The sequence below is a fragment of the Bacteroides sp. AR20 genome, assembly GCF_964250605.1.
Lineage (GTDB): Bacteria > Bacteroidota > Bacteroidia > Bacteroidales > Bacteroidaceae > Bacteroides > Bacteroides uniformis.
Genome location: NZ_CAXUGK010000043.1, coordinates 1 through 20,768 on the forward strand (window position 1 = coordinate 1; position 20,768 = coordinate 20,768).

Consider the following 20,768-nt stretch of genomic DNA (forward strand, 5'->3'; position numbering starts at 1 on the left):
TTGTTCGGTTAAACATACCCATGGGTGGGGCACTTTTTAAATGTTGTTCCGGGTCCCTTTTCAAGTGTTAGCTACATGCGGAGTGTTTTCTTATAATAGGCAAGAAAATCTCCTTTCATCTTGCTCTTGTCAAAGAAATCATATCGCTCATTTACGATGGATTCAAAACGTCGGCATCGGATGGCTTCCGCTTTTTCCGACATGACGGCATTAAAGTTCTGTTCCCGTTGATTCTTTGGTTCGGCATAGATGTAGATGCCCAAAGATTCATGACGGATTACTTTCATACTTTCTTTGTCGCGATAACCGGGATAATAATCCAGATAGAACGACAACATGTTTTTCTTTAGAGGTCTTGTCCTCAATGTTACAGTTTTACATTCGTGCATAATGATATGTTTTTATAATTGGTGATTAATTTGTTGCAAACCAATACAATGAAACAATGCTGATGACTGCCATTGCTGAAAATGATTCTTGTCTGTGCGGAATAATTCTCAGATACCGGATTTTTCAGCCATCACCTTGTCAAAATCCTCTTTCAACAGGAACATGGACTTTCCGTGATGCATCTTCCGTATCTTGTTATACCTCGCATAATTGTAGACATCATCCCTGCGCAGGTTATATTTTTCCATTGCTTCGGTTACGCTGTAATACATTTCCCGTTGGTCGAAACCTCCGCTTTTGATGATGTCGATATGGTCTTTTGAATATTGGACTTTGCCATAAACAACACGGGACGGGATTTTATGCCGATGTACAAACGAGCATCTGGCATCTTTGCTCATACCATAGATTTCCTCCATTTGCTCCGCACTAATCCATTCCTTTATATTATCTGCAGCCTTGTATTTGGCAAAGAATCTGTCAACTGACAGTTGCTCGTAATAATTGAACCCACCATGACTGATTTTAGGAATGTCGTTTTCACGGCATAGCTTGCAAATGGTTTTCCTGTTCATCTGATAGGTTGCCGCAATTTGCTCGGATGAGTAATAACCTTCAGGGATTACAAAGGTCTCTTTCGGCAGGTCGCTTTTCTTTTCCCGTTTCTTGGGTGTATATGTTCCATCACGATGCTCTATATAGACTTTGTCAAACTCGGAACGTAGCACCATTGTCCGGCTTCCTTGCTTGAACCGTTTGATGTCGTATTTGTTGACATAGTAGCTGATGTTTATTTTGGAAAGCCCGTATTTCTCGGTGATTTCCGCATAGGTATAATAGTTGGGATTCAATTTGTCCTGCTTTTCTTTGATGGCGTCTATATGTGCACGGGAGTAATACACCTCGTGGTGGCGGTTGATACGGGGGATATTGTGCCGCAGGGCAAAGGTGACCACGGCATTACGGCTCATACCGTACTTTTCCATGACCTGCTCCGGGGTATAATAACAGTCCGGATTGATTTCTTCGGCAAGGTCGGCAAAGTATTTATCTATAAGGGTGCGATTGTAGAACACACGATTGCCTTCTTCAACCTTAGGGATGTTGTATAACTTGCATCGACGATACAGGGTTTTCTTCTGAATTTGGTATTTCTCCAGAATCTCATTCGTGGTGTAATAAAGAACGGTCTGTTTCCGTCCATAGCTGCGCTTCTTGTAGTCGGGTGCATCATCAAACATTTTTTCAATATCCGATTTTCTGATAATGGTACGTCCACGAAGTTGCAACGCCCGAATGATACCGGCAGCCATGTGTCGGTATATGGTGGCGCGACTGATGCCTAAAAGTGTTGCGGTTTCAGCAGGGGAGAGATACAGCTTGCTTCCTACGATACCGACTTCCTGCATGGGCTGCTCATTTTGCCGTTCCTCGTATTCCTGTAACCTCTGCTTCCGCTTCTTCTCTTTGTACGCTTTTTCATTGCACGATTTGCTGCAATAGCGTGTTACCATCGTGTGTGCTATAAATGGTTTGCCGCACCACTGGCATTTTCTTTGGATTTCCATATTTTAGTCGTCTTTAATTTCGCCTATTCTGTCTCAATGCGTCTCACAATTTCTCACAGCGTCTCACACTGTGTCTTCTATAGCGGTTCCACTCATTCTCATAGCGTCTCACATCGTGTCCAAGATGTCGCTATGATGAGTGCGAAGTGTCCGCTTAATTGTTCAGCGGTAGAATTATGGTACAAAATAATGCTGGAAATCCGCAACCAGTCAGATTTGACTGAAAACCATATAAAAAGAAAAGCCGCTGGCTATCAGCGACTTTCTTCTAATTGGCTATGGTTGCTTACGGCTGTTTAGAAGCCGTCATTTGCCGATGCAAAAATGTTCGAAAATATTCCCAAGTACCATATCGTTCGTAACTTCCCCTGCAATATCGCTTAGATGGAAAATGCATTCGCGGATATCTTGTGAAACAAAATCTCCGGATAGATTTTCTGCTAGTCCTTGTTGAACCCGGTGGATGGCTTCCAAGGCATGGGTCAAAGCCTCGTAGTGGCGTATATTCGTGACAATGACATCGTTTTGGGTAACCGTGGGCAGGTTAGCGGCAGAGATTAGCATTTGCTGAAGCTTGTCGAGGTTGGTACGTCCTTTGGCAGAGATGGAGATACATTGCACATTAGTAGCGGCCACGGTGAAACTGGAGTTGGGGATGGTTGAGGCATCTTGCACCAGATCGGTCTTGTTGAATACGAGAATGAGCCGTTTCCCTTCGCAACGGGGAAGTATCAGGGTAGTTAGTTGTGGTATCCGTGAGACGGCATTCGTGGCATCAACTATCCAGAGCACGATTTCCGCCTGCTCCAATTTCTGGAAGGTTCGCTCAATTCCTAGGTTCTCGATGGTGTCGTTCGTTTCGCGTATGCCTGCCGTATCAATAAATCGGAAAGTTATCCCACCAAGATTGACTGTGTCTTCTATCACATCGCGGGTTGTCCCGTGTATGTCGCTTACAATGGCTCGTTCCTCGTTTAGTAGTGCATTCAACAGGGTGGATTTACCAGCGTTCGTTTCGCCGATGATGGCTACGGGCACGCCGTTCTTGATGGCATTGCCTACACTGAAGGATTGTACTAAACGGGAAATTACCTGCTCTATGCCGTCTGCTAGGAGACATAGCTCGGAGCGGTCGGCAAATTCCAGTTCTTCGTGGTCGCTGAAGTCCAGCTCCAGTTCTATGAGTGATGTGAAGTGCAGCAATTGGTCGCGTAGTGAGGCCAGCTCTTTGCTGAACCCACCGCGCATTTGGCTCATGGCGAGGCGGTGAGTGGCGGCAGAGGTGGAGGCGATGAGGTCGGCCACGGCTTCGGCCTGGCTTAGGTCCATTTTGCCACCCAAGAAGGCCCGTTGCGTGTACTCACCGGGAGCGGCCAGGCGGCAACCATTACCGATGAGCAGTTGCAACACCTTCTGAAGAATATAGCTCGAACCGTGGCACATGATTTCCGTGCTATCCTCGCCCGTGTACGAGTGGGGGGCACGGAATAAGCTTACAAGTACTTCGTCTATGATGTTTTCTTCTTCATGGATATGACCGAAGGTAAGTGTGTATGGCTTGGCATCCTTCAGCTTCTTCCCCTTCCGGGCAGGGGTAAATATGCGGGATGTTATCTCTATGGCATCCGGTCCGGAGACACGGATGCATCCTATGGCTCCCCCTTGGGCGGTGGCTATGGCACAAATGGTATCTTGGTTCATTTTATCCGGCTTATTTTTATTCAGCAAAGATAATGGTTTCTTTACAAAAAAGAGAGATGGTGATTCAACTTATGGGCTTTTATCGTAACTTTGTGCAAATCGATAATGGATAGATGCTTATAAAGCCTAATCCGCCTCTGTGCCCATTGTGGGTATAGCAGGACATTGCTACACTATACAGACCAGCAACGGGCACGTCAGGCAGGATGTGATGAAGTCATTACTAAACCCTACTCCTAGGATTGGCTGAAGGAAAGGGAGGAGCATTTCTTGAAGGATACTTAGATACGGTCGAGTACTGTTTTGATAAGAGTATCTATCGTATTCTTGTATCCTGTGTTAGCTTCTTTTATCAGGCGGTTGGCAATGACCATGCATACCGTCATGGCCTTGTGCCCCATCAGACGGCTCAAGCCTGCCAGGGCAGAACTTTCCATCTCGAAGTTGGTAATACGGTAGCCGTTGTATTCAAATTTTTCAATCTTCTCATTCTGATGTGGGTCGGCAAGCGGCACGCGTAACTCGCGTCCTTGAGGTCCGAAGAAGCCCCCGGCGGCAATCGTTACGCCACGTACCATGTCGTTTTGTGCGATGCGGTCTATCAGTTCAGTGCTTGCATCAATGACGTAGGGGGCAGGGGCACACATGTTGCCGGACCATCCCATATGGTTGAGGAAGGCACGCTCCATGGGCAGGTCGCACACGGAGTTGCGTCCGACATAGAAGTTGAGCAGCCCATCGAAACCAATGGACTTTTCAGAACATACAAATGTACCCACCGGAGTGTAGGGTTGCAAGCCGCCGCAGGTGCCGATACGTACCAGCTCAAGGCTACGTAGGCGGGGCTTTTCTTCGCGCGTCTCGAAGTCGATGTTTGCCAGGGCATCCAGTTCGTTCATCACGATATCGATGTTGTCACATCCGATACCGGTGGAAACCACCGTAATACGTTTCCCCTGGTAAGTACCGGTGATAGTCTTGAACTCGCGGCTTTCCACTTCACATTCCTTGTTCTCGAAATGGGAGGCAACCAGTGCCACCCGTCCGGGGTCGCCTACCAAGATGACTTTATCTGCCAGCCATTCGGGCTTTACGTGAAGATGAAATACAGAACCGTCTTCATTGATGATCAGTTCGGAAGAGGCGAAATATTTCTTCATATGCTTGAGGCTTTAATCTTTTGTTTATAAATAGAAACGCCGGGAACCGATTCTTGTTCACCGGTTCCGGCGTTTCGTCAGTTACTTTCCGGGTTATTTACTCAACGGCTGGCTGGTATTGCCCGTCGTCGGTTTGGCAATGTTTTCGCGCATGGAAGTGTCGGCTTCTATATTCTTCATCCGGTAATAGTCCATGATACCCAGATTGCCGTTGCGGAATGCTTCGGCCATGGCCTTGGGTACTTCCGCTTCTGCCTCGATAACTTTGGCACGGGCTTCCTGGGCTTTTGCCTTCATTTCCTGCTCTGTGGCTACGGCCATGGCGCGGCGTTCCTCTGCCTTGGCTTGAGCAATGTTCTTGTCGGCATTGGCTTGGTCTATCTGCAGGGCGGCACCGATATTCTTACCTATGTCAATATCAGCAATGTCAATGGACAGAATTTCGAATGCTGTTCCGGCATCCAACCCCTTGCGCAATACCAGTTTGGAGATAGAATCCGGATTCTCCAATACAGACTTATGATTCTCTGACGAACCGATGGAAGACACAATACCCTCGCCTACACGGGCCAGAATCGTGTCTTCTCCGGCACCTCCCACCAATTGGCGGATATTGGCGCGCACCGTTACACGGGCCTTGGCAATCAGCTGGATACCGTCTTTGGCAACAGCTGTCACGGGAGGAGTGTCAATTACTTTGGGGTTAACGGACATCTGTACGGCTTCGAATACGTCACGGCCGGCAAGGTCGATGGCGGTTGCCATCTGGAACGGCAGCTCGATATTGGCTTTAGAGGCGGATACCAGTGCGTGTACCACCCGCTCTACGTGACCTCCGGCAAGGTAGTGCGCTTCCAGTTCGTCGCGCGTGATGTTTTGCAATCCTGCTTTATGAGCTTCAATCATGCCGGGCACAATGATATAAGGAGGAACATTACGGATACGCATCAGGAAAAGTTGTACCAGCGAGATGTTTACTCCCGATACTTTGGCAGACAGCCACAAGAAGAACGGTACATAATGGAAGAAAAGTACCAGGAAAATAATGCCTCCTATAATGAGGAAGGCGGTTAAATACATTGTGCTTGGATCCATGAGATTAAATATTAATTGTTAGTTATAAATAGGTTGATTCCTGAAATTTCACTGCTTGAGCCGCTCCACTAAGAGGACTCCGTCGGCAATACGGTCTACGATAATCGGAGTCTTTTCGTTCAGGAAGCCGTCTGATGACTTTACTTCCACGATGTCTCCGTTGATTTCGGCATAGCCGATAAGAGCCAGGCGGGTAGTGGTTACGCCTATATCACCTACCTTGACTTTTTCCTCGGCACTACGGTCTACTTTGGAGGTGATGTTTTTTTTCAATGCAATTTTGTCGAGTGTCTTGGAGCGCATGAACCATACCAACGAGCCGATACAAGCCAGGGCAGATATGATAAGCGTAATGACACCTGCCGTGGTGCCCATATAGGCAAAGGCATAGTAGTTGGCAAAGATGATGCAACCTCCTGCCAGAAAACCGGCAACGCTGATGCCCGGAATTACGAATAATTCCACTAAGAACAAGATTACTGCTCCTATAATCAATGAGGCGATAATGAGTATATCCATAGTTGTCTTTATTTGGTGGCTTGTTTTTCCAGGTTGCGCACTTGAATGGCAGTTTGCTCCATCTCAGTGGACAATTGCCGTACACGTTGCTCCAGGTCGAGGATGGCGGCGGACATCTTGTCCTTTTCCTGCTTGTTGGCTCGGGAGTATTCCGAACGCATATCTTCCAGTTTCTCCTGCAGTTGTTTGTAGCTCTGCTCCAGCTGATTGTATTTGCCATACGAGGCTTTGGCCTGCGGGGAGCGGAAATCGTCCAGCTGGTAGTAGGTGGAGTGGTCGTCAATGATGAATTGGAAATCATGCTTCTTGGTGGTCCGCGGCTTTGCGTTGGCAGCAGTCCGAAGTCTTTCTTGGGCGGCCTCTACCGCATCGGTGTCCGTCCATGTGTCCTTGATAGAGTGAAGTTGCGCCAATGATATCATCTTGTCCGGGTCCATCCCTTCGTAGTTGTACACTTGCTTGGATGAGTTGGGAATGAATACATAGATGCACACTTTGCCTTCCGGCTGGTAGCGGTCGGAGGCAAACCATCCCAAGTCGTTGAATTCGTCGATGACGTACATATAGTCGTTGTAGGGCGAATTGAACGGCATGCCCACATTTTCCGGCATCAGATAGGAGTCGGTATTCGTATTGTAACGGGTGACGAAAATATCATATCCTCCCATCGAGCCAGGGCCATCCGAAGCATAGTAGATAGTGATACCGTCCGTAAGTACATAGGGATAGTCTGCATTCATGGCCTCGTTGATGCTTCCGGGCAACAAGCTGCCATCACTCCATTTGTCCAGCAACTTGTTGCGCGAAAGGATACTGAGGGTGCTGTCCGGTTGCATTTCGCTATAATATAGCTTATTGCCCAGCTCCGTTTCGTATACCGTTCCGCCTTCCTTACCAGAATCATTGAAGTAGGTGTCGTACATGAACAGCTTGCCCGATTCGGGGCTGATTTTGTATGCATTCAGGAATTTTTCCTTGTCTACCACAAAGCTGTCGATGAAGCAGACCTCTTCCACGCCTTTCAGCATGCGCAAGTTGGATTTGCTTTTTTCCAATAATTGTTCGGCCTCTTCGGTGGAGCGTTTTCTCTTTCTCAGGTCGGAAATGTAGGTCTCATAAGTCTCGATGGCATCTTCGAACCGATATAAATCATTGTATGCCCGGGCCAAATAGAGTTGCCCGCTGGGGACGCGTCTTTTGACGGCGCTTTCCAGGTGTTTCAAGGCTTCTGCGGGTTCGCCGGTTTCCAGGCAACATACACCGTACCATAGGTTGTAATTTCCATTGCCAGGTTGTGTCTTGACGAGTTTCTTGAAAGTGGGCTTGGCTTCTTCGTATTCTCCCTTCTCGTACAAGGCTTTGGCTTCTGCCAGGCTTTGTGCGGAAATTGTTATGCTCAAAAGGCCGAATAGAAAGAAAAGGATATATTTTTTATTCATATTGATACATGCTGATTTGTTCAGAAGGTCAAAAATACAAATTTATCGTGAATAAAGCTGGTTTCCGTAATTCTATTTTGTTAATTCTTCTTTAAATCGTTCTTTTGCCTTACTTTTGCAACCGGAAGAGCTATAATTCATAACTTATAACTCATAATTCGTATCAATGGCACGATTTACTGAAGAAGAAAAGATGTTGCGCCGCATAGACAAGCGGTTTAGCAAAGGTGTGGTGGAATATGGGCTGATAGAGGACGGCGATAAGATTCTTATTGGGCTTTCGGGAGGCAAGGACTCTTTGGCGCTGGTGGAATTGTTGGCACGGCGTGCCCGTGTCTATAAACCCCGTTTTTCCGTTGTCGCCGTACATGTAGTGATGAAGAATATACCTTATCAAAGCGATGTGGACTATCTGAGGGAGTACGTAGAGTCGTGGGGAGTGCCTTTTGTTCTCTTTGAAACGGAGTTTGATGCCACGACAGATACCCGCAAGTCTCCTTGTTTTCTTTGCTCTTGGAATAGGCGGAAGGCATTGTTTACCGTAGCCAAGGAGCAGGGATGCAATAAAATCGCGTTAGGCCATCACATGGATGATATTCTGGAGACCTTGCTGATGAATATCACCTATCAGGGAGCGTTCAGCTCCATGCCTCCTCGGCTGGTAATGAAGAAGTTTGATATGACGATTATCCGTCCGATGTGTCTGGTTCATGAGGCGGATTTGATGGAGTTGGCACAAGTGAGAGGGTATCGTAAGCAGGTGAAGAATTGTCCGTATGAGTCACAATCCAGCCGTAGTACAATGAAAGGCATTCTGAAACAATTGGAGGAAATGAATCCTGAGGCACGCTATAGTCTATGGGGGAGTATGACGAATGTGCAGGAGGAATTGCTGCCTGCAATCATAAAACATTAACCATTAATTATTAAAAAATATATGAAAGCATTTTATACCATTTTGCTATTGATTGTATCTAATATTTTCATGACGTTTGCCTGGTATGGGCATCTGAAGCTACAAGAGACAAAAGTCATCTCCAACTGGCCGTTGTATGCCGTGGTGCTGTTTTCCTGGGTAATAGCTTTGGCAGAGTATTCTTGCCAGGTTCCGGCCAATCGGATAGGCTTTTTAGGCAATGGAGGCCCGTTCTCATTGATGCAACTCAAAGTGATTCAGGAAGTAATCACTTTGATTATCTTTACGGTGTTCACAACGGTTCTTTTCAAGGGGGAAACGCTGCATTGGAATCATTTTGCCGCTTTTGTATGTCTGGTACTGGCGGTATATTTTGTATTTTATAAATGATGGGTTAATCGCATTTGCACATTATTTCATATACTTCTCCATTCCTTTTGTTAAGAACGTTTGAAGCTTTCCTTCTTCATCCGTATAAATGAAACAGGCGTCGATATCCGGATGTGCATCCGCCACGCGTTCTGCTTCTTCCAGCCCCATCACCATGAATGCCGTGGCATAGGCGTCTGCACTCATGCAATCTTTGGCGATGACGGTGGCTGACAAGATGCTGTGCTGTACCGGATAGCCGGTACGCGGGTCGATGGTATGCGCATATTTCTTTCCGTCTTTATAGTAGTAGTTGCGATAATTGCCCGATGTAGCCATGCCTAAATCCGTGACTTGCAGCACTGCTTGCAGTTCCTGGTTCACTGCCAGTGAGTCGTCTATCGGCTTGTTCAAACCGATGCGCCAAGGTCCATTTTGAGGGTTTTGCCCGTGAACAACCACTTCTCCGCCTATATCGACCATAAAGTTGCGGATACCCTTTTTCTTCAGAAGTTGGGCTATGACATCTACTGCATATCCTTTTGCCACAGCGCTGCACGAGAGCATTATACGTGGGTCTGTTTTCACCACTTTCCCTTCATCGGACAATTTTACTTTTTCGTATCCTGTCATCTCCAGCAGGCTGTCTATCATGGCAGAGTCGGGGAAATTACCCTTCTTGAACCCAAATCCCCAGGCATTGGCAAGAGGGGCAACGGTGATATCGAAGGCACCATCGGTCTCCCGGGAGATTTCCATGCTACGTCGGAAGACGTTGGTAAAGAATGTGTCGGGCACAATGTCCTCGTTGCGGTTGATGCGCGTAATGGTCGCCGTGTCATTGAAAGGGGACAAGGAACCGTCGAAACGTTTGAGTTCCGCTTCTATCTCTGCCTTCAGATTTTGGTCACATTGATAAGTCACTTTATATACCGTACCGAATATCAGTCCGTTATCCGTCTGATAAGGAGTGACTTGGTTGTGGCGGGCAAGTATCCAGATGGTTCCCAGTACCAGTAGGGCAATCCATAAAAAATTCCGTTGTACTTTCTTTTCCATATCCTATCTGAGTTTTTACTTTTTAATTAAAAGAAGAGATGCTCTACCAATATCTTGGTACCGATGATGACGAGGATAATCCCTCCCCAAAGTTCGGCGCGCAGTCTGCGGGCTATGCCACATCCGAAACGGATGCCGAACATCAGGCCGACCATCGACAAGGCGAATGATACAAAACCGATAATGCCGATGGGGGAAAGAATAGCCGAGAATTGCTTGATACCGAGGAATGCAAACGAAACACCTACCGCCAATGCATCGATGCTGGTTGCCACGGCCAGAGCGAGCACCACCTTCAGGCTGGTAGGGTCATACTCGTGCTTGCAATCTTCGTCCTTGAAGGATTCCATTATCATGCGTCCGCCCAGGAAGGCAAGGATACCGAATGCAATCCAATGGTCAATACTTTCTATCAGGTGGCTGAAAAAACTGGCGCCTATCCATCCCAGCAGAGGCATCAAAGCCTGGAAAAAGCCGAAGCTGATGGCCATCACCAGCATAGGGCGCAGCCGGGCGCGTTTCAATATAATTCCGCTGGCTATAGAAACGGCGAAACAATCCATCGCAAGTCCTACGGCCAGTAGCCAAATCTCTAACCCTGTCATAAGTCGCTTAAAGAGGTAGTTTATAAGTTATCGTATAGGTTACTCCCATCGTGTTGGAGCCATATTTCCCGAAACCGGGCACATACCACGGGTCACCGTATTCATCGGCCGAGGCAGACAATTTGAACTTGAAGCGTAGTGACCAGCCCATGTACAATGCCTTCCAGACGTGCGCCCGGATACCGACACAAAATTCCGCCCATTGCATGGAGCCTTTCATTCCTTTATGGTTATAGGGCAGGCTGCCTCCCCATATCTCGTCGTCCAGATTCGGATTGCCTACGATGCCACCGTATATCGGGTCGTCCAGTCCCAAGGCGTCTACATCGTACTTGAAGCTACTTACACCGTAACGCAAGCCTACGAGTAGCATGTGTCCGTGCTGCTTCTTGTATAGCGTGTTATAGTCCATTCCTATGCGGAAGTAGGGGGCGTTGCTTTTGTAGTGTATGCCTTTGTCACTCCAGGTGTCCGTGGAGCCATATCCCAGTTCGGCAATAGGGAAGAAGCGGTTCTTGAGGTTTACGTCCACGGCCACTTCGGAACTCAGGAAATCTCCTCCAAATACGGAGCTTCCGATTCCCCACAAGTCCAAGCCGACGGACATGCCGTTGTATAACGGATAGTGCACTTCTTCTTTCGCGTCCTTCTTCTCCTTCTTGGGAGGTGCTCCCTGGGGGGGAGCGGTAGGATTCCCGTTCTGCGCCCGTAGGGGGAGGAACATCAGCAGGCAGAGTGCCAGACTAATAGAATAACTTAAGATTTTCCTTTCCATAGATGCCTGCTTCATTGTCTTTGATGTATATCGAGTCCAGAGAGATGCGGGTGCACGTTACGTCTGTGATGGCCTGCTTCATCTGATAGCCGCAATCCATCGATAGAAAATAGGGGGTGTTGGTGTGGCGTATCACCATCGTGTCACTCTTGGTCCGGCTATACTTGAATATCAGCTTGGTGGAATCCTCCGTATAGCGCAGTGGCAGGGAGATGTCGTGTACCTTCTTCTGGTTGTTGATGATGATGGAGTCGGTGCCGTATGCTGTGACGGTGAGCGAGTCGAGCGTGTCGTTCTCCACATATTGGGTTTCGGGGTCTACTCTATAAAGAATGCAATTCACCATGGGGCGTGCCGTCATGGAGCAATCTGCCTCCTCCGAGCAGGAGATAGCTATGCTTATTATCGGGCAAAGGATAGCTCCGAGTATGACAAGTCTGACTAATTTTTTCATCGTTAAATGGTTTTCTCTATTTGATATTTGTTTCGTTCCGGGGCATTACGTGAAATCAGCTCTCCGAGGAATCCTGCCACGAATAGTTGTGTGCCGATAATCATGGAGGTCAACGAGAGGTAGAAGTAGGGAGAGTCCGTCACAAGGCGGTAGGGCATGCCATGGTGCATGTAGTACAACTTGCTGACACCCACTATGACCACGGCTATGAAGCCGAAGATGAACATCAGCGAACCCAGCAATCCGAAAAAGTGCATGGGCTTGATGCCGAACCGGGAAAGGAACCAAAGGGAAAGCAAATCCAGATACCCGTTTACAAAACGGTTCAGCCCGAACTTGGTCTTTCCGTATTTGCGTGCCTGGTGGTGTACTACTTTCTCGCCGATTTTCTTGAAGCCGGCATTCTTGGCCAGGTAGGGGATGTAGCGGTGCATTTCGCCGTAAACCTCTATATTCTTGACCACCTCTTTGCGATACGCCTTCAGTCCGCAATTAAAGTCGTGCAGGTTTTTGATGCCCGATACTTTGCGAGCGGTGGCATTGAACAATTTGGTGGGGAGGGTCTTCGACAACGGGTCGTAACGTTTCTGCTTCCAGCCCGATACGAGGTCATAGCCTTCTTGGGTAATCATGCGGTAGAGTTCGGGTATTTCGTCGGGACTGTCCTGCAGGTCGGCGTCCATGGTTATCACGACGTCGCCTTGTGCTTGTTCGAAACCACAGAACAATGCCGGCGACTTCCCGTAGTTGCGGCGGAACTTAATGCCCCGTATCTTGTCCGGAGCTTGCGCCTGCAATTGCTCGATTACCTGCCAGGAACGGTCGGTACTTCCGTCGTTCACGAAAATCACTTCGTATGAAAAACCGTTGGCATTCATCACCCGCTCAATCCATGCGAACAGTTCGGGGAGTGATTCTTCTTCATTATATAGTGGTACGACAACTGAAATATCCATTGATGTATGATTTTTCTATTTACAATTGAAATAACATTTCTTTTTACTGTTCCGTCACTTTGCCGGAGCGTTGTCTTTCTTGCGTCTCATCACGAACAAGGCGGTGGGGAAAGCCAGTATCGAACCCCAAAACACATTGGACGATATCATCTGTAGTGTAATGTCGATAGGACTGAGCAGTCGGGCTGTCTCCAGAGCTTCCTGATAGGTGGCGATGTACGAATCCATTTCCGGCATGTTGCTTTGGGCAAGCGTGTCTACCATCGTTTCGCACGTGTTTATCACATATCCGTGGTCTATGAACCTGAAGTAGATGTAGTGTGCCACAGCGGCAAGCAGCGCGGCAAACATATACATGAAAACGGTGAATATCCATGCATGCAGGAAGCTGATGCCGCCTCCGCATACCTGATTACGATACATCCGTGCATAATAATATCCCATAAAAGGTACGCATAGCGTGAGTCCCATGAAAAGGAAAAGTAAAAAAGGAACCGACAGTCCCACCGGAAAGAGTATGAACTTCAATATCCAAAAACCTCCCATATAGGTACCGAACAGCATTGCGTATCGTTGCATGTAACCTCTATTTTCTGTCATCTTTCTTAGAAATAATGTGCAAAGGTACAAATATAGTTGGATTCAAGGGCAAGCCGATGTGCAGATTTTAATTTTTAATTCTTTAATTTTTCATTATTAATTAAAAAAGAAAAGGTGATACATTTCGTATCACCTTTTCTTTTTCTGAGCCTCTTGTCGGATTCGAACCAACGACCCCGAGATTACAAATCACGTGCTCTGGCCAACTGAGCTAAAGAGGCGGGTGGGTAAGCTTGCTATATCGCGCCGCTACAACCAACTACCTTTGCTGCGATCAAGCCCTGGAGGATTCGAAGGGAGCTGGCCGTATAGGACTTACCCGTTTTCGTTTTGCGGTTGCAAAGGTAGACATTATTTTGGAATCTGCAATAGCTTGCGGCGGTTTTTTTATTTGTTTTTTTAGATTCTCTATTCTATCCCTCTTCATGGCCTTCTTATATAGACACTTTGGAGGGGAGGTACGGATTCTTTCCGGCATTACGATGGACAAATATTCCTCTTACTAGAAAGTATTCGTCCGACATATGTAACCTTATCGTCCGACGGCTGTTGAATTATCGTCCGACAGCTGTCGGACGATAATTCAACAGCCGTCGGACGAATACTTCTTAGTATACCGGAATCTAAAGTATAGTTATGCAAAAGATTGCCATTTGAGAAGAAAATAATAATCGGGGACGAAAAAACAGATAGGCTATTGTGCGCTACCTTGAAAATAAGCATTATTTTTGTGCAACTAACTATATAGTCATTATACGCATGAACAAACACATATTGTCATTTTATCTTTTTTTCTGCCTTTTTCTTTTTCCCCCTTTGGTCGAAGCAATTGCCGGCTGGAATAGCTTTATCGTCAATTTTGATAAAAGTGTTTATGGTAAGGGGACCCAGACTTGGCAGATAGCACCCTATGATGACAAGTGGGTATATTTCGCCAACAAGAACGGTATGGTGCAATTTGATGGCAATGTCTGGAATGTGTTTCCATTGAACAATGCTTCCGATGTGCGTTCCGTTCTGGCTTCTGCCACCCAAAAAAGAATTTATGTGGGGGGCATCAATGAATTCGGCTATTATGAACCGGATACGGACGGTTCTTTGGCCTATCATTGCATGTCCGATACTTTGGAGAGTTCCGTTCGTTTTCTTGGAAACGTGTGGGGCATTCATGAGACTGACAATATCTTGTATTTCCAAGGGGACGGGTGCGTGGTGAAGTTCCTGAACGGAAAATATACCGCCATTGAAATGAATGCCAAGATAGACTGTTCCAATATGGTCAATGGTATTCTTTACATCGGTACGGACAGAGGCGTATGGCTTTTGGTTGGAAACACTTTTTTCCCTCTTCAGGGTGCCGATGCGTTGGCTTCCAAGCGTATTCGTGGCATTATACCTTATAAGAAAGGTGTTCTGGTGGTGACTGCATACAACGGACTTTACTATTGTGACGGGCGTACGATGGAACCGTTTATCACCGGTGCCGAAGAGTTTATGCGTGAGAATGAAGTCTTTTGCGTGGCCAAAAAGGATGATAAGATTGCCTTGGGAACCATTCATAAAGGATTGGTACTGGTGGATTGCAGCACCATGCAACTGAAATATTTCAATGAGAACAACGGCTTGCGTAACAATACGGTGCTTTCTGTCTCCTTCGATACAACCGGAAACCTCTGGGCCGGTCTGGATAGCGGCATTGACTACGTCTGTCTGAGTTCTCCTTTTACGAATCTCTATTCCTATCCTTATTCCTACGGCACGGGATATACGGCGGCCGTAGAAGGCGGCTATCTTTATTTAGGTACCAATCGGGGTTTGTATTACACCTCTTATCCGGTACAGATGAACGGCGATTTGCCGGATATCCGTCCGATGCCCCAATCCAGCGGACAGGTCTGGAACCTTTGCCGTATAGGTGATGAACTCTTCTGTCTGCACGACCGTGGTATTTTCCTTATCAATGGGACTTCCGTAAAACGTGTGACGGACATTACCGGCGTCTGGTGTTGCCAGCTTGTGGCAGGACGTACGGACCTTATGTATGTCGGGGTATATAACGGTATTTATTTGGTTGGGAAAAAGAATGGAGAATGGCAGGTGGTTGGCAAGATTGAGGGTGTGAACGATTCTTGCCGTCTTTTTGAGCAGGAAAGTGATAAGGTGATTTGGGTGTATAATACAGACCACGTTACCCGTGTGGATTTGGATAATGATTTGACAAAAGCTGTCCGTATAAAGGAATATAGCGCGAAGGATGGTTTTCCGGTAGGACGTGATATGTATATAGCGAAGATAGAAGACCGGGTGTATTTTGCCACTCCCCGGGGAATCTATAAGCATAATCCTCATAAAGATGTCATGGAGCCTTGTCCGGATATGAACAACCTTTTGAATGGCACCACGGCCTATTCGCGTATCTTGGAGTATCACGATAAGTTGATAAGTTTGAGCCCTCACGAAATCTGTATTGCCAATCTGGGTACCTATAAGCGGGGGGCGAATACAAGCATTAATCCCATCCAGCAATCGCTGATTGAACTGGTACCCGGTTTTGAAACGATTATTCCTCTTTCAGATTCGCTGATGGTGGTTCCTAATGAAGGAGGTTTCGCTTTGTTCAGTATCCCGGCCGTAAGGGAGCATCAGGATCGTAGCCATTCCTTATATATAAGGAACATGTATCTGTCTTATCCCAAGGATTCATTGGTATATACCGCAAACTTTTTAGGAGAGAAGCCGGTTCCGGTGATAGCTTATTCCATGAATTCCGTTCGTTTTGACTATGCCCTTTCTTTCTTTGCGGTAGGAGATGATGTCCGTTTTCAATATCGTCTGAATAAGGGGAGCTGGTCCGATTTTACAACGGTACGCACCAAAGAGTATAGTAATCTGTCGGAAGGTGAATATACGTTTGAAGTTAAGGCGGTCTTTCCTGACGGTACGACATCATCGGATACAATTGCTTTCCGTATACTTCCGCCGTGGTATCGTAGTGCTGCTGCATACGTTTGTTATATCATCTTGGCTTTGCTTGCCTTATGGTATGTCTATCGTTGGGATGATGTCCGTGTGAAACGGAAGAAACAGCAGGCGGTAATCGAGAAAGATAAAGAGTTGCACGATATGGAAAGGGAGTACGAAGAGGAGAAAGCCCGTCAGGAAAAGCAGATTATGCAGCTGGAGAAAGAAAAATTGGAATACGATTTGCAACATAAGAGTCAGGAAATGGCCAATCTGATGATAAACTTTGTCCGTAAGAATGAAATGCTGACTGAAATCAAGTCAGAGATACTTAAAGTATCCGCCTTGCTGAAGGGTGAGGGGGCTCGGGAAGGAAAACAGCAACTCATACTTATTAATAATAAAATAGACGGTAATATACAGAGTGATGAGGTTTTGAAGCGTATTGAAGACCAGTTCGATTTGATACATAACAATTTTATGAAACGTCTTCATGCCAAGCATCCTGAACTTTCCCACAACGAACGCATGATGTGCGCTTATCTAAAGATGAATCTTTCCACGAAAGAAATAGCGCCTCTATTGAACATTTCGGTTCGTGGAGTTGAAACAATCCGTTATCGTCTTCGTAAGAAGTTCGCTTTAGAGAGAGAGGATAGTTTGACGGATTATTTAAGCAATAAACTGTAGTCTTTAGATATTAACTTCCTTTAAAAGAAGGAAGTGCATGGAAGGGAGGAATTTAATATTCCTCCCTTTTGTGTTCTATAACATGTTGTGACGTAATACTTAAAAGTATATATTAATTATTGATTATTAGTAAGTTATTTGCTGATGACGTATTGATAACGTATTTGAATTTCAGATTTGACGTATTTAAGAATGATTGTTTCTTATTTGTTTTATTGCATTTTACTCTATGTTTGCACTGTTCGATTGAGAACAAAACCGAGAAACGTTAATCTTAATTTAGTAAAACTTATGAAAAAGTTATTATCAGTTTTATTTCTGTTAAGCTTTACCTTGGCTTCTGTATATGCCCAAAATAACAGGTTAAAAGGTACAGTGGTAAGCGGTTCGGATAATGAACCGTTGCCTGGAGTAAATGTGGTAGTTAAAGGAACTACCAATGGTGGAATTACTGATTTGGACGGTAATTTTACATTGTCGGTTCCTGCCGACGCAACACTTTCTATTACCTATATTGGTTTTAAGTCACAAGAAGTAGCGGTAAATGGAAAAAATTCCTTGAAAATAGTTCTTCAGGAAGATTCAGAAACGCTGGACGAAGTAGTAGTGGTGGGGTATGGTGTTCAGAAAAAAAGTGTGGTAACAGCATCTATTGCCAAAGTTAGTAGTGAGGATTTGGAAAACAAATCTCCGGTGCGTATGGATAATGCATTGAAAGGTTTGGCTGCAGGTGTGGATGTAACTTCAGCTTCTGGTCAGCCGGGTGATTCTCCTCGTGTACGTGTACGTGGTATTGGTACTATTAACAATAGTGATCCCCTTTACATTGTAGACGGTATGCCTATTGGGGGTGGTCTTGATTTTGTAAATCCTAATGATATCGAGTCTATCGAAGTGTTGAAAGATGCTGCTTCTGGTGCTATCTATGGTGCGCGTGCTGCTAATGGCGTTATTCTAGTAACTACCAAAAAAGGTAAGATGGGTAAGGCACAAATTAATTACAATTTTTCTTATGGCTGGCAGAGTGCATGGAAGAGACGTGATGTGACTAGTGCGACAGACTATGCTATCCTTCAGAATGAAGCCAATGTGAATGGTGGTCAGGCTCCAATTTATGCAGATCCTTATAATTTGATTGATGCTAATGGAAATTCTATCAAAGGATTTGGCACTGATTGGCAAGATCTTGTTTTCTATGACAATGCTCCGGTAGTGAATCATGATGTGACAGTTAGTGGTGCATCGGAAAAAGTAAATTATTATTTGTCTTTGGGGTATTATTCACAAGATGGTATTGTTGGTGGTAATCACGGACATTCTAATTATGACCGTTTGACTATTCGTTCCAATACTCAATATAATCTAATTGATGCATCTAAAGAACGCGGTTTCCTTAATAAATTGGATTTAGGTGTAAATTTGGCTTATATGCGTACGCATTCAACAGGTGTTGGTACTAACTCTGAATTCGGTTCAATTTTGGGATCGGCTCTTTATCTGTCTCCTATTTTGACCCCTACATTGACTGGTGATGCAGCTGAAAAGATGATTGAAACTTATAAAGATTTTGATTTGCCTCGTGATGCAAATGGTGATCCTTATACAGTACCTGGCTATGGAGGAGCTTATCAGGAAATGAATAATCCGCTGGCTATGATGACATTGACTCCTACAAAGAATTGGTCGCATAAGTTTGTTCCAAAGTTTTCTATTGATCTTCAATTGTGGGATAATTTGAAGTATCACTTCAATTATAGTGCTGATATGGGATTTTGGGGTAATGAAGGGGCAACTAAGAGCAAGTATTATCTCTCAGCTAATAATAAGGCAACACATACTAATGCATCTTCATTCAAGGCACAGAATGTGACATGGCAGATTGAAAACACATTAACTTATGACAAAACTATCGGCAAACATACATTTGGTGTTGTATTAGGACAGTCTGCCCTTAAATATAAGGGAGATCAACTTGGTGGTAACCGTTGGAATCTGGTGAATCCTAATAAACCTTCTATTGATTATGCTACAGGGAATGTTGAATATACAAAGGATGCAGATGGTAATATTACTGGTGCTACAGTTCAGTATGGCGTTTATGGAGGTCCTTATACAGAACATAGAATGTCGTCTATGTTTGCTCGTTTGAGTTATAACTATAATGAACGCTATATGATTCAGGCTACAATCCGTCGTGATGGTTCAAGTCGTTTTGGTATTAATAATAAATATGGTACGTTCCCTTCAGTATCTGTGGGATGGAATGTGACAAATGAAGAATTTATGGCTGATACGCGAGAATGGTTGTCTAACTTAAAGGTTCGTGCTAGTTGGGGTAAGAATGGTAATGATAACATAGCCGAATTTGGTTATACTTCATTGACAGCCATGGGTAATAATGTTCTTTTGGGTAAAGATGCCATCAAATGGAATGGTTCTAAAGCACAACGTTTGGCAAATCCTGATTTGAAATGGGAAGAGAGTGAGCAAACTGACTTAGGTATTGATTTGGGATTCTTTAATAATGCTTTAACGTTCAGTGCCGACTATTACATAAAGAAAACCAATGGTATGATTATTACGATGCCTATCCCGAGTTATGTAGGTGAAACTAAACCTCTTGGTAATGTAGGTGATATGGAAAATAGTGGCTTTGAGTTTGAACTTGGCTATAAATGGAATATTGCTGATGCTAAATTTGCTGTAAAGGGAAATGCTACTTATCTTAAAAATGAATTGAAGAACTTGGGAAATGATACTGGCTATATGGATTTAGATGGTATTCAAGGATTCTCTGGTGGTGGTACACGCGGTTCTAACGGACAACCTTTCCCCTATTTCTATGGTTACAAGACTGACGGTGTTTTCCAGAATATGGATGAAGTTCGTGCTTATGTCAATAAAGATGGTAAAATGATTATGCCGGATGCGGTTCCTGGTGATACACGTTTTGTGGATGTAAATGGTGATGGTAGCATCTCGGCAGATGACCGTACTAACATTGGTAATGGTACTCCGGATTGGACTTATGGTTTGAATCTTAATGCTGATTGGAAAGGCTTTGATTTTAATATTTTCTTCCAAGGTGTAGCTGGTGCTGATGTGTTTGATGGCACTTATCGTACAGATGTTGCTTCTGGTAACTATCCTTCTTGGATGTTGGGACGTTGGACTGGTGAAGGTACTTCTAATAAGTATCCTCGTCTGGCTGTCGGTAATGCAACGAACTGGATGGTATCTGATCTTTATGTTTGTGATGGTTCATATCTTCGTCTTAAGAATATTACTTTGGGATATACATTGCCTAAGACTCTTACTCGCAAACTTACTATTGAACGTCTGCGTGTGTATGTGCAAGCTGAAAATCTTGTGACTTGGACCAAATATTGGGGATTTGATCCTGAAATTTCTTCAGGTGCAACTTCTCTTGGTGTTGACCGTGGTATTTATCCGCAGGCTCGCACATATACAGTAGGTGTAAATGTTTCTTTCTAATCTAAAAATAAGAACT

16 protein-coding genes, 1 tRNA gene and 1 pseudogene are annotated in these 20,768 nt (G+C 45.2%); 4 read left to right on the forward strand and 14 right to left on the reverse strand.

From position 1 onward, the window contains the following. Window positions 1-77: 77 nt before the first annotated feature. From ACESTD_RS17150 to ACESTD_RS17180, 7 genes and pseudogenes are all read right to left on the reverse strand, one after another. A pseudogene (locus tag ACESTD_RS17150) lies at window positions 78-389 on the reverse strand (site-specific integrase); the annotation flags it as partial. 108 nt (window positions 390-497) lie between these two features. After that, complete coding sequence (locus ACESTD_RS17155) at window positions 498-1,958, reverse strand: helix-turn-helix domain-containing protein (protein WP_195291975.1); 1,461 nt, start codon at window positions 1,956-1,958, stop codon at window positions 498-500. 306 nt (window positions 1,959-2,264) lie between these two features. Beyond that, window positions 2,265-3,659: a tRNA uridine-5-carboxymethylaminomethyl(34) synthesis GTPase MnmE gene (gene mnmE / locus ACESTD_RS17160; protein WP_373159026.1), complete on the reverse strand. Its 1,395-nt coding sequence runs from the start codon at window positions 3,657-3,659 to the stop codon at window positions 2,265-2,267. 281 nt (window positions 3,660-3,940) lie between these two features. Then, window positions 3,941-4,819 carry a nucleoside phosphorylase gene (locus tag ACESTD_RS17165; RefSeq protein ID WP_373159027.1) on the reverse strand — a complete coding sequence of 293 codons (879 nt, stop codon included), beginning with the start codon at window positions 4,817-4,819 and terminating at the stop codon, window positions 3,941-3,943. A gap of 93 nt (window positions 4,820-4,912) precedes the next feature. After that, a complete protein-coding gene (floA, locus tag ACESTD_RS17170) occupies window positions 4,913-5,914 on the reverse strand; it encodes a flotillin-like protein FloA (RefSeq protein WP_005826863.1) in 1,002 nt (333 codons plus the stop codon). A gap of 48 nt (window positions 5,915-5,962) precedes the next feature. Then, on the reverse strand, window positions 5,963-6,433 hold the full coding sequence (locus ACESTD_RS17175; RefSeq protein ID WP_005826862.1) for an NfeD family protein: 471 nt from the start codon (window positions 6,431-6,433) through the stop codon (window positions 5,963-5,965). An 8-nt stretch (window positions 6,434-6,441) separates the two neighbouring features. Continuing rightward, window positions 6,442-7,872: a tetratricopeptide repeat protein gene (locus tag ACESTD_RS17180; RefSeq protein WP_373159028.1), complete on the reverse strand. Its 1,431-nt coding sequence runs from the start codon at window positions 7,870-7,872 to the stop codon at window positions 6,442-6,444. A 166-nt stretch (window positions 7,873-8,038) separates the two neighbouring features. On the opposite strand from ACESTD_RS17180, the gene ACESTD_RS17185 reads away from it, so the two are divergent. Together ACESTD_RS17185 and ACESTD_RS17190 are read left to right on the forward strand one after the other, a co-directional pair. Continuing rightward, window positions 8,039-8,788 carry an ATP-binding protein gene (locus tag ACESTD_RS17185; protein WP_130081035.1) on the forward strand — a complete coding sequence of 250 codons (750 nt, stop codon included), beginning with the start codon at window positions 8,039-8,041 and terminating at the stop codon, window positions 8,786-8,788. 21 nt (window positions 8,789-8,809) lie between these two features. Next, window positions 8,810-9,178 carry a DMT family protein gene (locus ACESTD_RS17190; protein ID WP_005826856.1) on the forward strand — a complete coding sequence of 123 codons (369 nt, stop codon included), beginning with the start codon at window positions 8,810-8,812 and terminating at the stop codon, window positions 9,176-9,178. A 21-nt stretch (window positions 9,179-9,199) separates the two neighbouring features. Here ACESTD_RS17190 and ACESTD_RS17195 read toward each other — a convergent pair whose 3' ends face one another. From ACESTD_RS17195 to ACESTD_RS17225, 7 genes are all read right to left on the reverse strand, one after another. Next, entirely contained in the window at window positions 9,200-10,216 is a 1,017-nt protein-coding gene (locus ACESTD_RS17195; protein ID WP_035449423.1) for an FAD:protein FMN transferase, read from the reverse strand. Between the two features lie 26 nt (window positions 10,217-10,242). Beyond that, the gene (locus ACESTD_RS17200; RefSeq protein WP_005826852.1) at window positions 10,243-10,821 is read right to left on the reverse strand and encodes a manganese efflux pump MntP family protein; all 579 of its coding nucleotides are present in this window, start codon (window positions 10,819-10,821) and stop codon (window positions 10,243-10,245) included. A gap of 7 nt (window positions 10,822-10,828) precedes the next feature. Beyond that, window positions 10,829-11,596, reverse strand: a complete 768-nt coding sequence (locus ACESTD_RS17205) for a DUF6048 family protein (RefSeq protein ID WP_117887531.1) — start codon at window positions 11,594-11,596, stop codon at window positions 10,829-10,831. Further along, window positions 11,565-12,050: a DUF6452 family protein gene (locus tag ACESTD_RS17210; RefSeq protein ID WP_005835917.1), complete on the reverse strand. Its 486-nt coding sequence runs from the start codon at window positions 12,048-12,050 to the stop codon at window positions 11,565-11,567. Before ACESTD_RS17210 ends, ACESTD_RS17205 begins: the two co-directional genes overlap by 32 nt. 2 nt (window positions 12,051-12,052) lie before the next feature. Continuing rightward, complete coding sequence (locus ACESTD_RS17215; RefSeq protein ID WP_098032461.1) at window positions 12,053-13,006, reverse strand: glycosyltransferase family 2 protein; 954 nt, start codon at window positions 13,004-13,006, stop codon at window positions 12,053-12,055. Between the two features lie 54 nt (window positions 13,007-13,060). Further along, entirely contained in the window at window positions 13,061-13,606 is a 546-nt protein-coding gene (locus ACESTD_RS17220) for a DUF4199 domain-containing protein (RefSeq protein WP_098032462.1), read from the reverse strand. Window positions 13,607-13,753: 147 nt separating this feature from the next. Continuing rightward, window positions 13,754-13,827: transfer RNA gene (locus ACESTD_RS17225), tRNA-Thr, on the reverse strand. Window positions 13,828-14,365: 538 nt separating this feature from the next. Between ACESTD_RS17225 and ACESTD_RS17230 the strand changes: the two genes are divergently transcribed. After that, complete coding sequence (locus ACESTD_RS17230; RefSeq protein ID WP_373159029.1) at window positions 14,366-17,257, forward strand: triple tyrosine motif-containing protein; 2,892 nt, start codon at window positions 14,366-14,368, stop codon at window positions 17,255-17,257. Between the two features lie 291 nt (window positions 17,258-17,548). Further along, window positions 17,549-20,752, forward strand: coding sequence for a TonB-dependent receptor (locus ACESTD_RS17235; RefSeq protein ID WP_195288580.1), 3,204 nt, complete (start codon window positions 17,549-17,551; stop codon window positions 20,750-20,752). The last annotated feature ends 16 nt before the right edge of the window (window positions 20,753-20,768 follow it).

What these genes read in the sequence shown, in the direction of transcription:
- ACESTD_RS17155 (WP_195291975.1), bottom strand. Translation starts at nt 1,958, where the DNA reads ATGGAAATCCAAAGAAAATGCCAGTGGTGCGGCAAACCATTTATAGCA.
- mnmE (WP_373159026.1), bottom strand. Translation starts at nt 3,659, where the DNA reads ATGAACCAAGATACCATTTGTGCCATAGCCACCGCCCAAGGGGGAGCC.
- ACESTD_RS17165 (WP_373159027.1), bottom strand. Translation starts at nt 4,819, where the DNA reads ATGAAGAAATATTTCGCCTCTTCCGAACTGATCATCAATGAAGACGGT.
- floA (WP_005826863.1), bottom strand. Translation starts at nt 5,914, where the DNA reads ATGGATCCAAGCACAATGTATTTAACCGCCTTCCTCATTATAGGAGGC.
- ACESTD_RS17175 (WP_005826862.1), bottom strand. Translation starts at nt 6,433, where the DNA reads ATGGATATACTCATTATCGCCTCATTGATTATAGGAGCAGTAATCTTG.
- ACESTD_RS17180 (WP_373159028.1), bottom strand. Translation starts at nt 7,872, where the DNA reads ATGAATAAAAAATATATCCTTTTCTTTCTATTCGGCCTTTTGAGCATA.
- ACESTD_RS17185 (WP_130081035.1), top strand. Translation starts at nt 8,039, where the DNA reads ATGGCACGATTTACTGAAGAAGAAAAGATGTTGCGCCGCATAGACAAG.
- ACESTD_RS17190 (WP_005826856.1), top strand. Translation starts at nt 8,810, where the DNA reads ATGAAAGCATTTTATACCATTTTGCTATTGATTGTATCTAATATTTTC.
- ACESTD_RS17195 (WP_035449423.1), bottom strand. Translation starts at nt 10,216, where the DNA reads ATGGAAAAGAAAGTACAACGGAATTTTTTATGGATTGCCCTACTGGTA.
- ACESTD_RS17200 (WP_005826852.1), bottom strand. Translation starts at nt 10,821, where the DNA reads ATGACAGGGTTAGAGATTTGGCTACTGGCCGTAGGACTTGCGATGGAT.
- ACESTD_RS17205 (WP_117887531.1), bottom strand. Translation starts at nt 11,596, where the DNA reads ATGGAAAGGAAAATCTTAAGTTATTCTATTAGTCTGGCACTCTGCCTG.
- ACESTD_RS17210 (WP_005835917.1), bottom strand. Translation starts at nt 12,050, where the DNA reads ATGAAAAAATTAGTCAGACTTGTCATACTCGGAGCTATCCTTTGCCCG.
- ACESTD_RS17215 (WP_098032461.1), bottom strand. Translation starts at nt 13,006, where the DNA reads ATGGATATTTCAGTTGTCGTACCACTATATAATGAAGAAGAATCACTC.
- ACESTD_RS17220 (WP_098032462.1), bottom strand. Translation starts at nt 13,606, where the DNA reads ATGACAGAAAATAGAGGTTACATGCAACGATACGCAATGCTGTTCGGT.
- ACESTD_RS17230 (WP_373159029.1), top strand. Translation starts at nt 14,366, where the DNA reads ATGAACAAACACATATTGTCATTTTATCTTTTTTTCTGCCTTTTTCTT.
- ACESTD_RS17235 (WP_195288580.1), top strand. Translation starts at nt 17,549, where the DNA reads ATGAAAAAGTTATTATCAGTTTTATTTCTGTTAAGCTTTACCTTGGCT.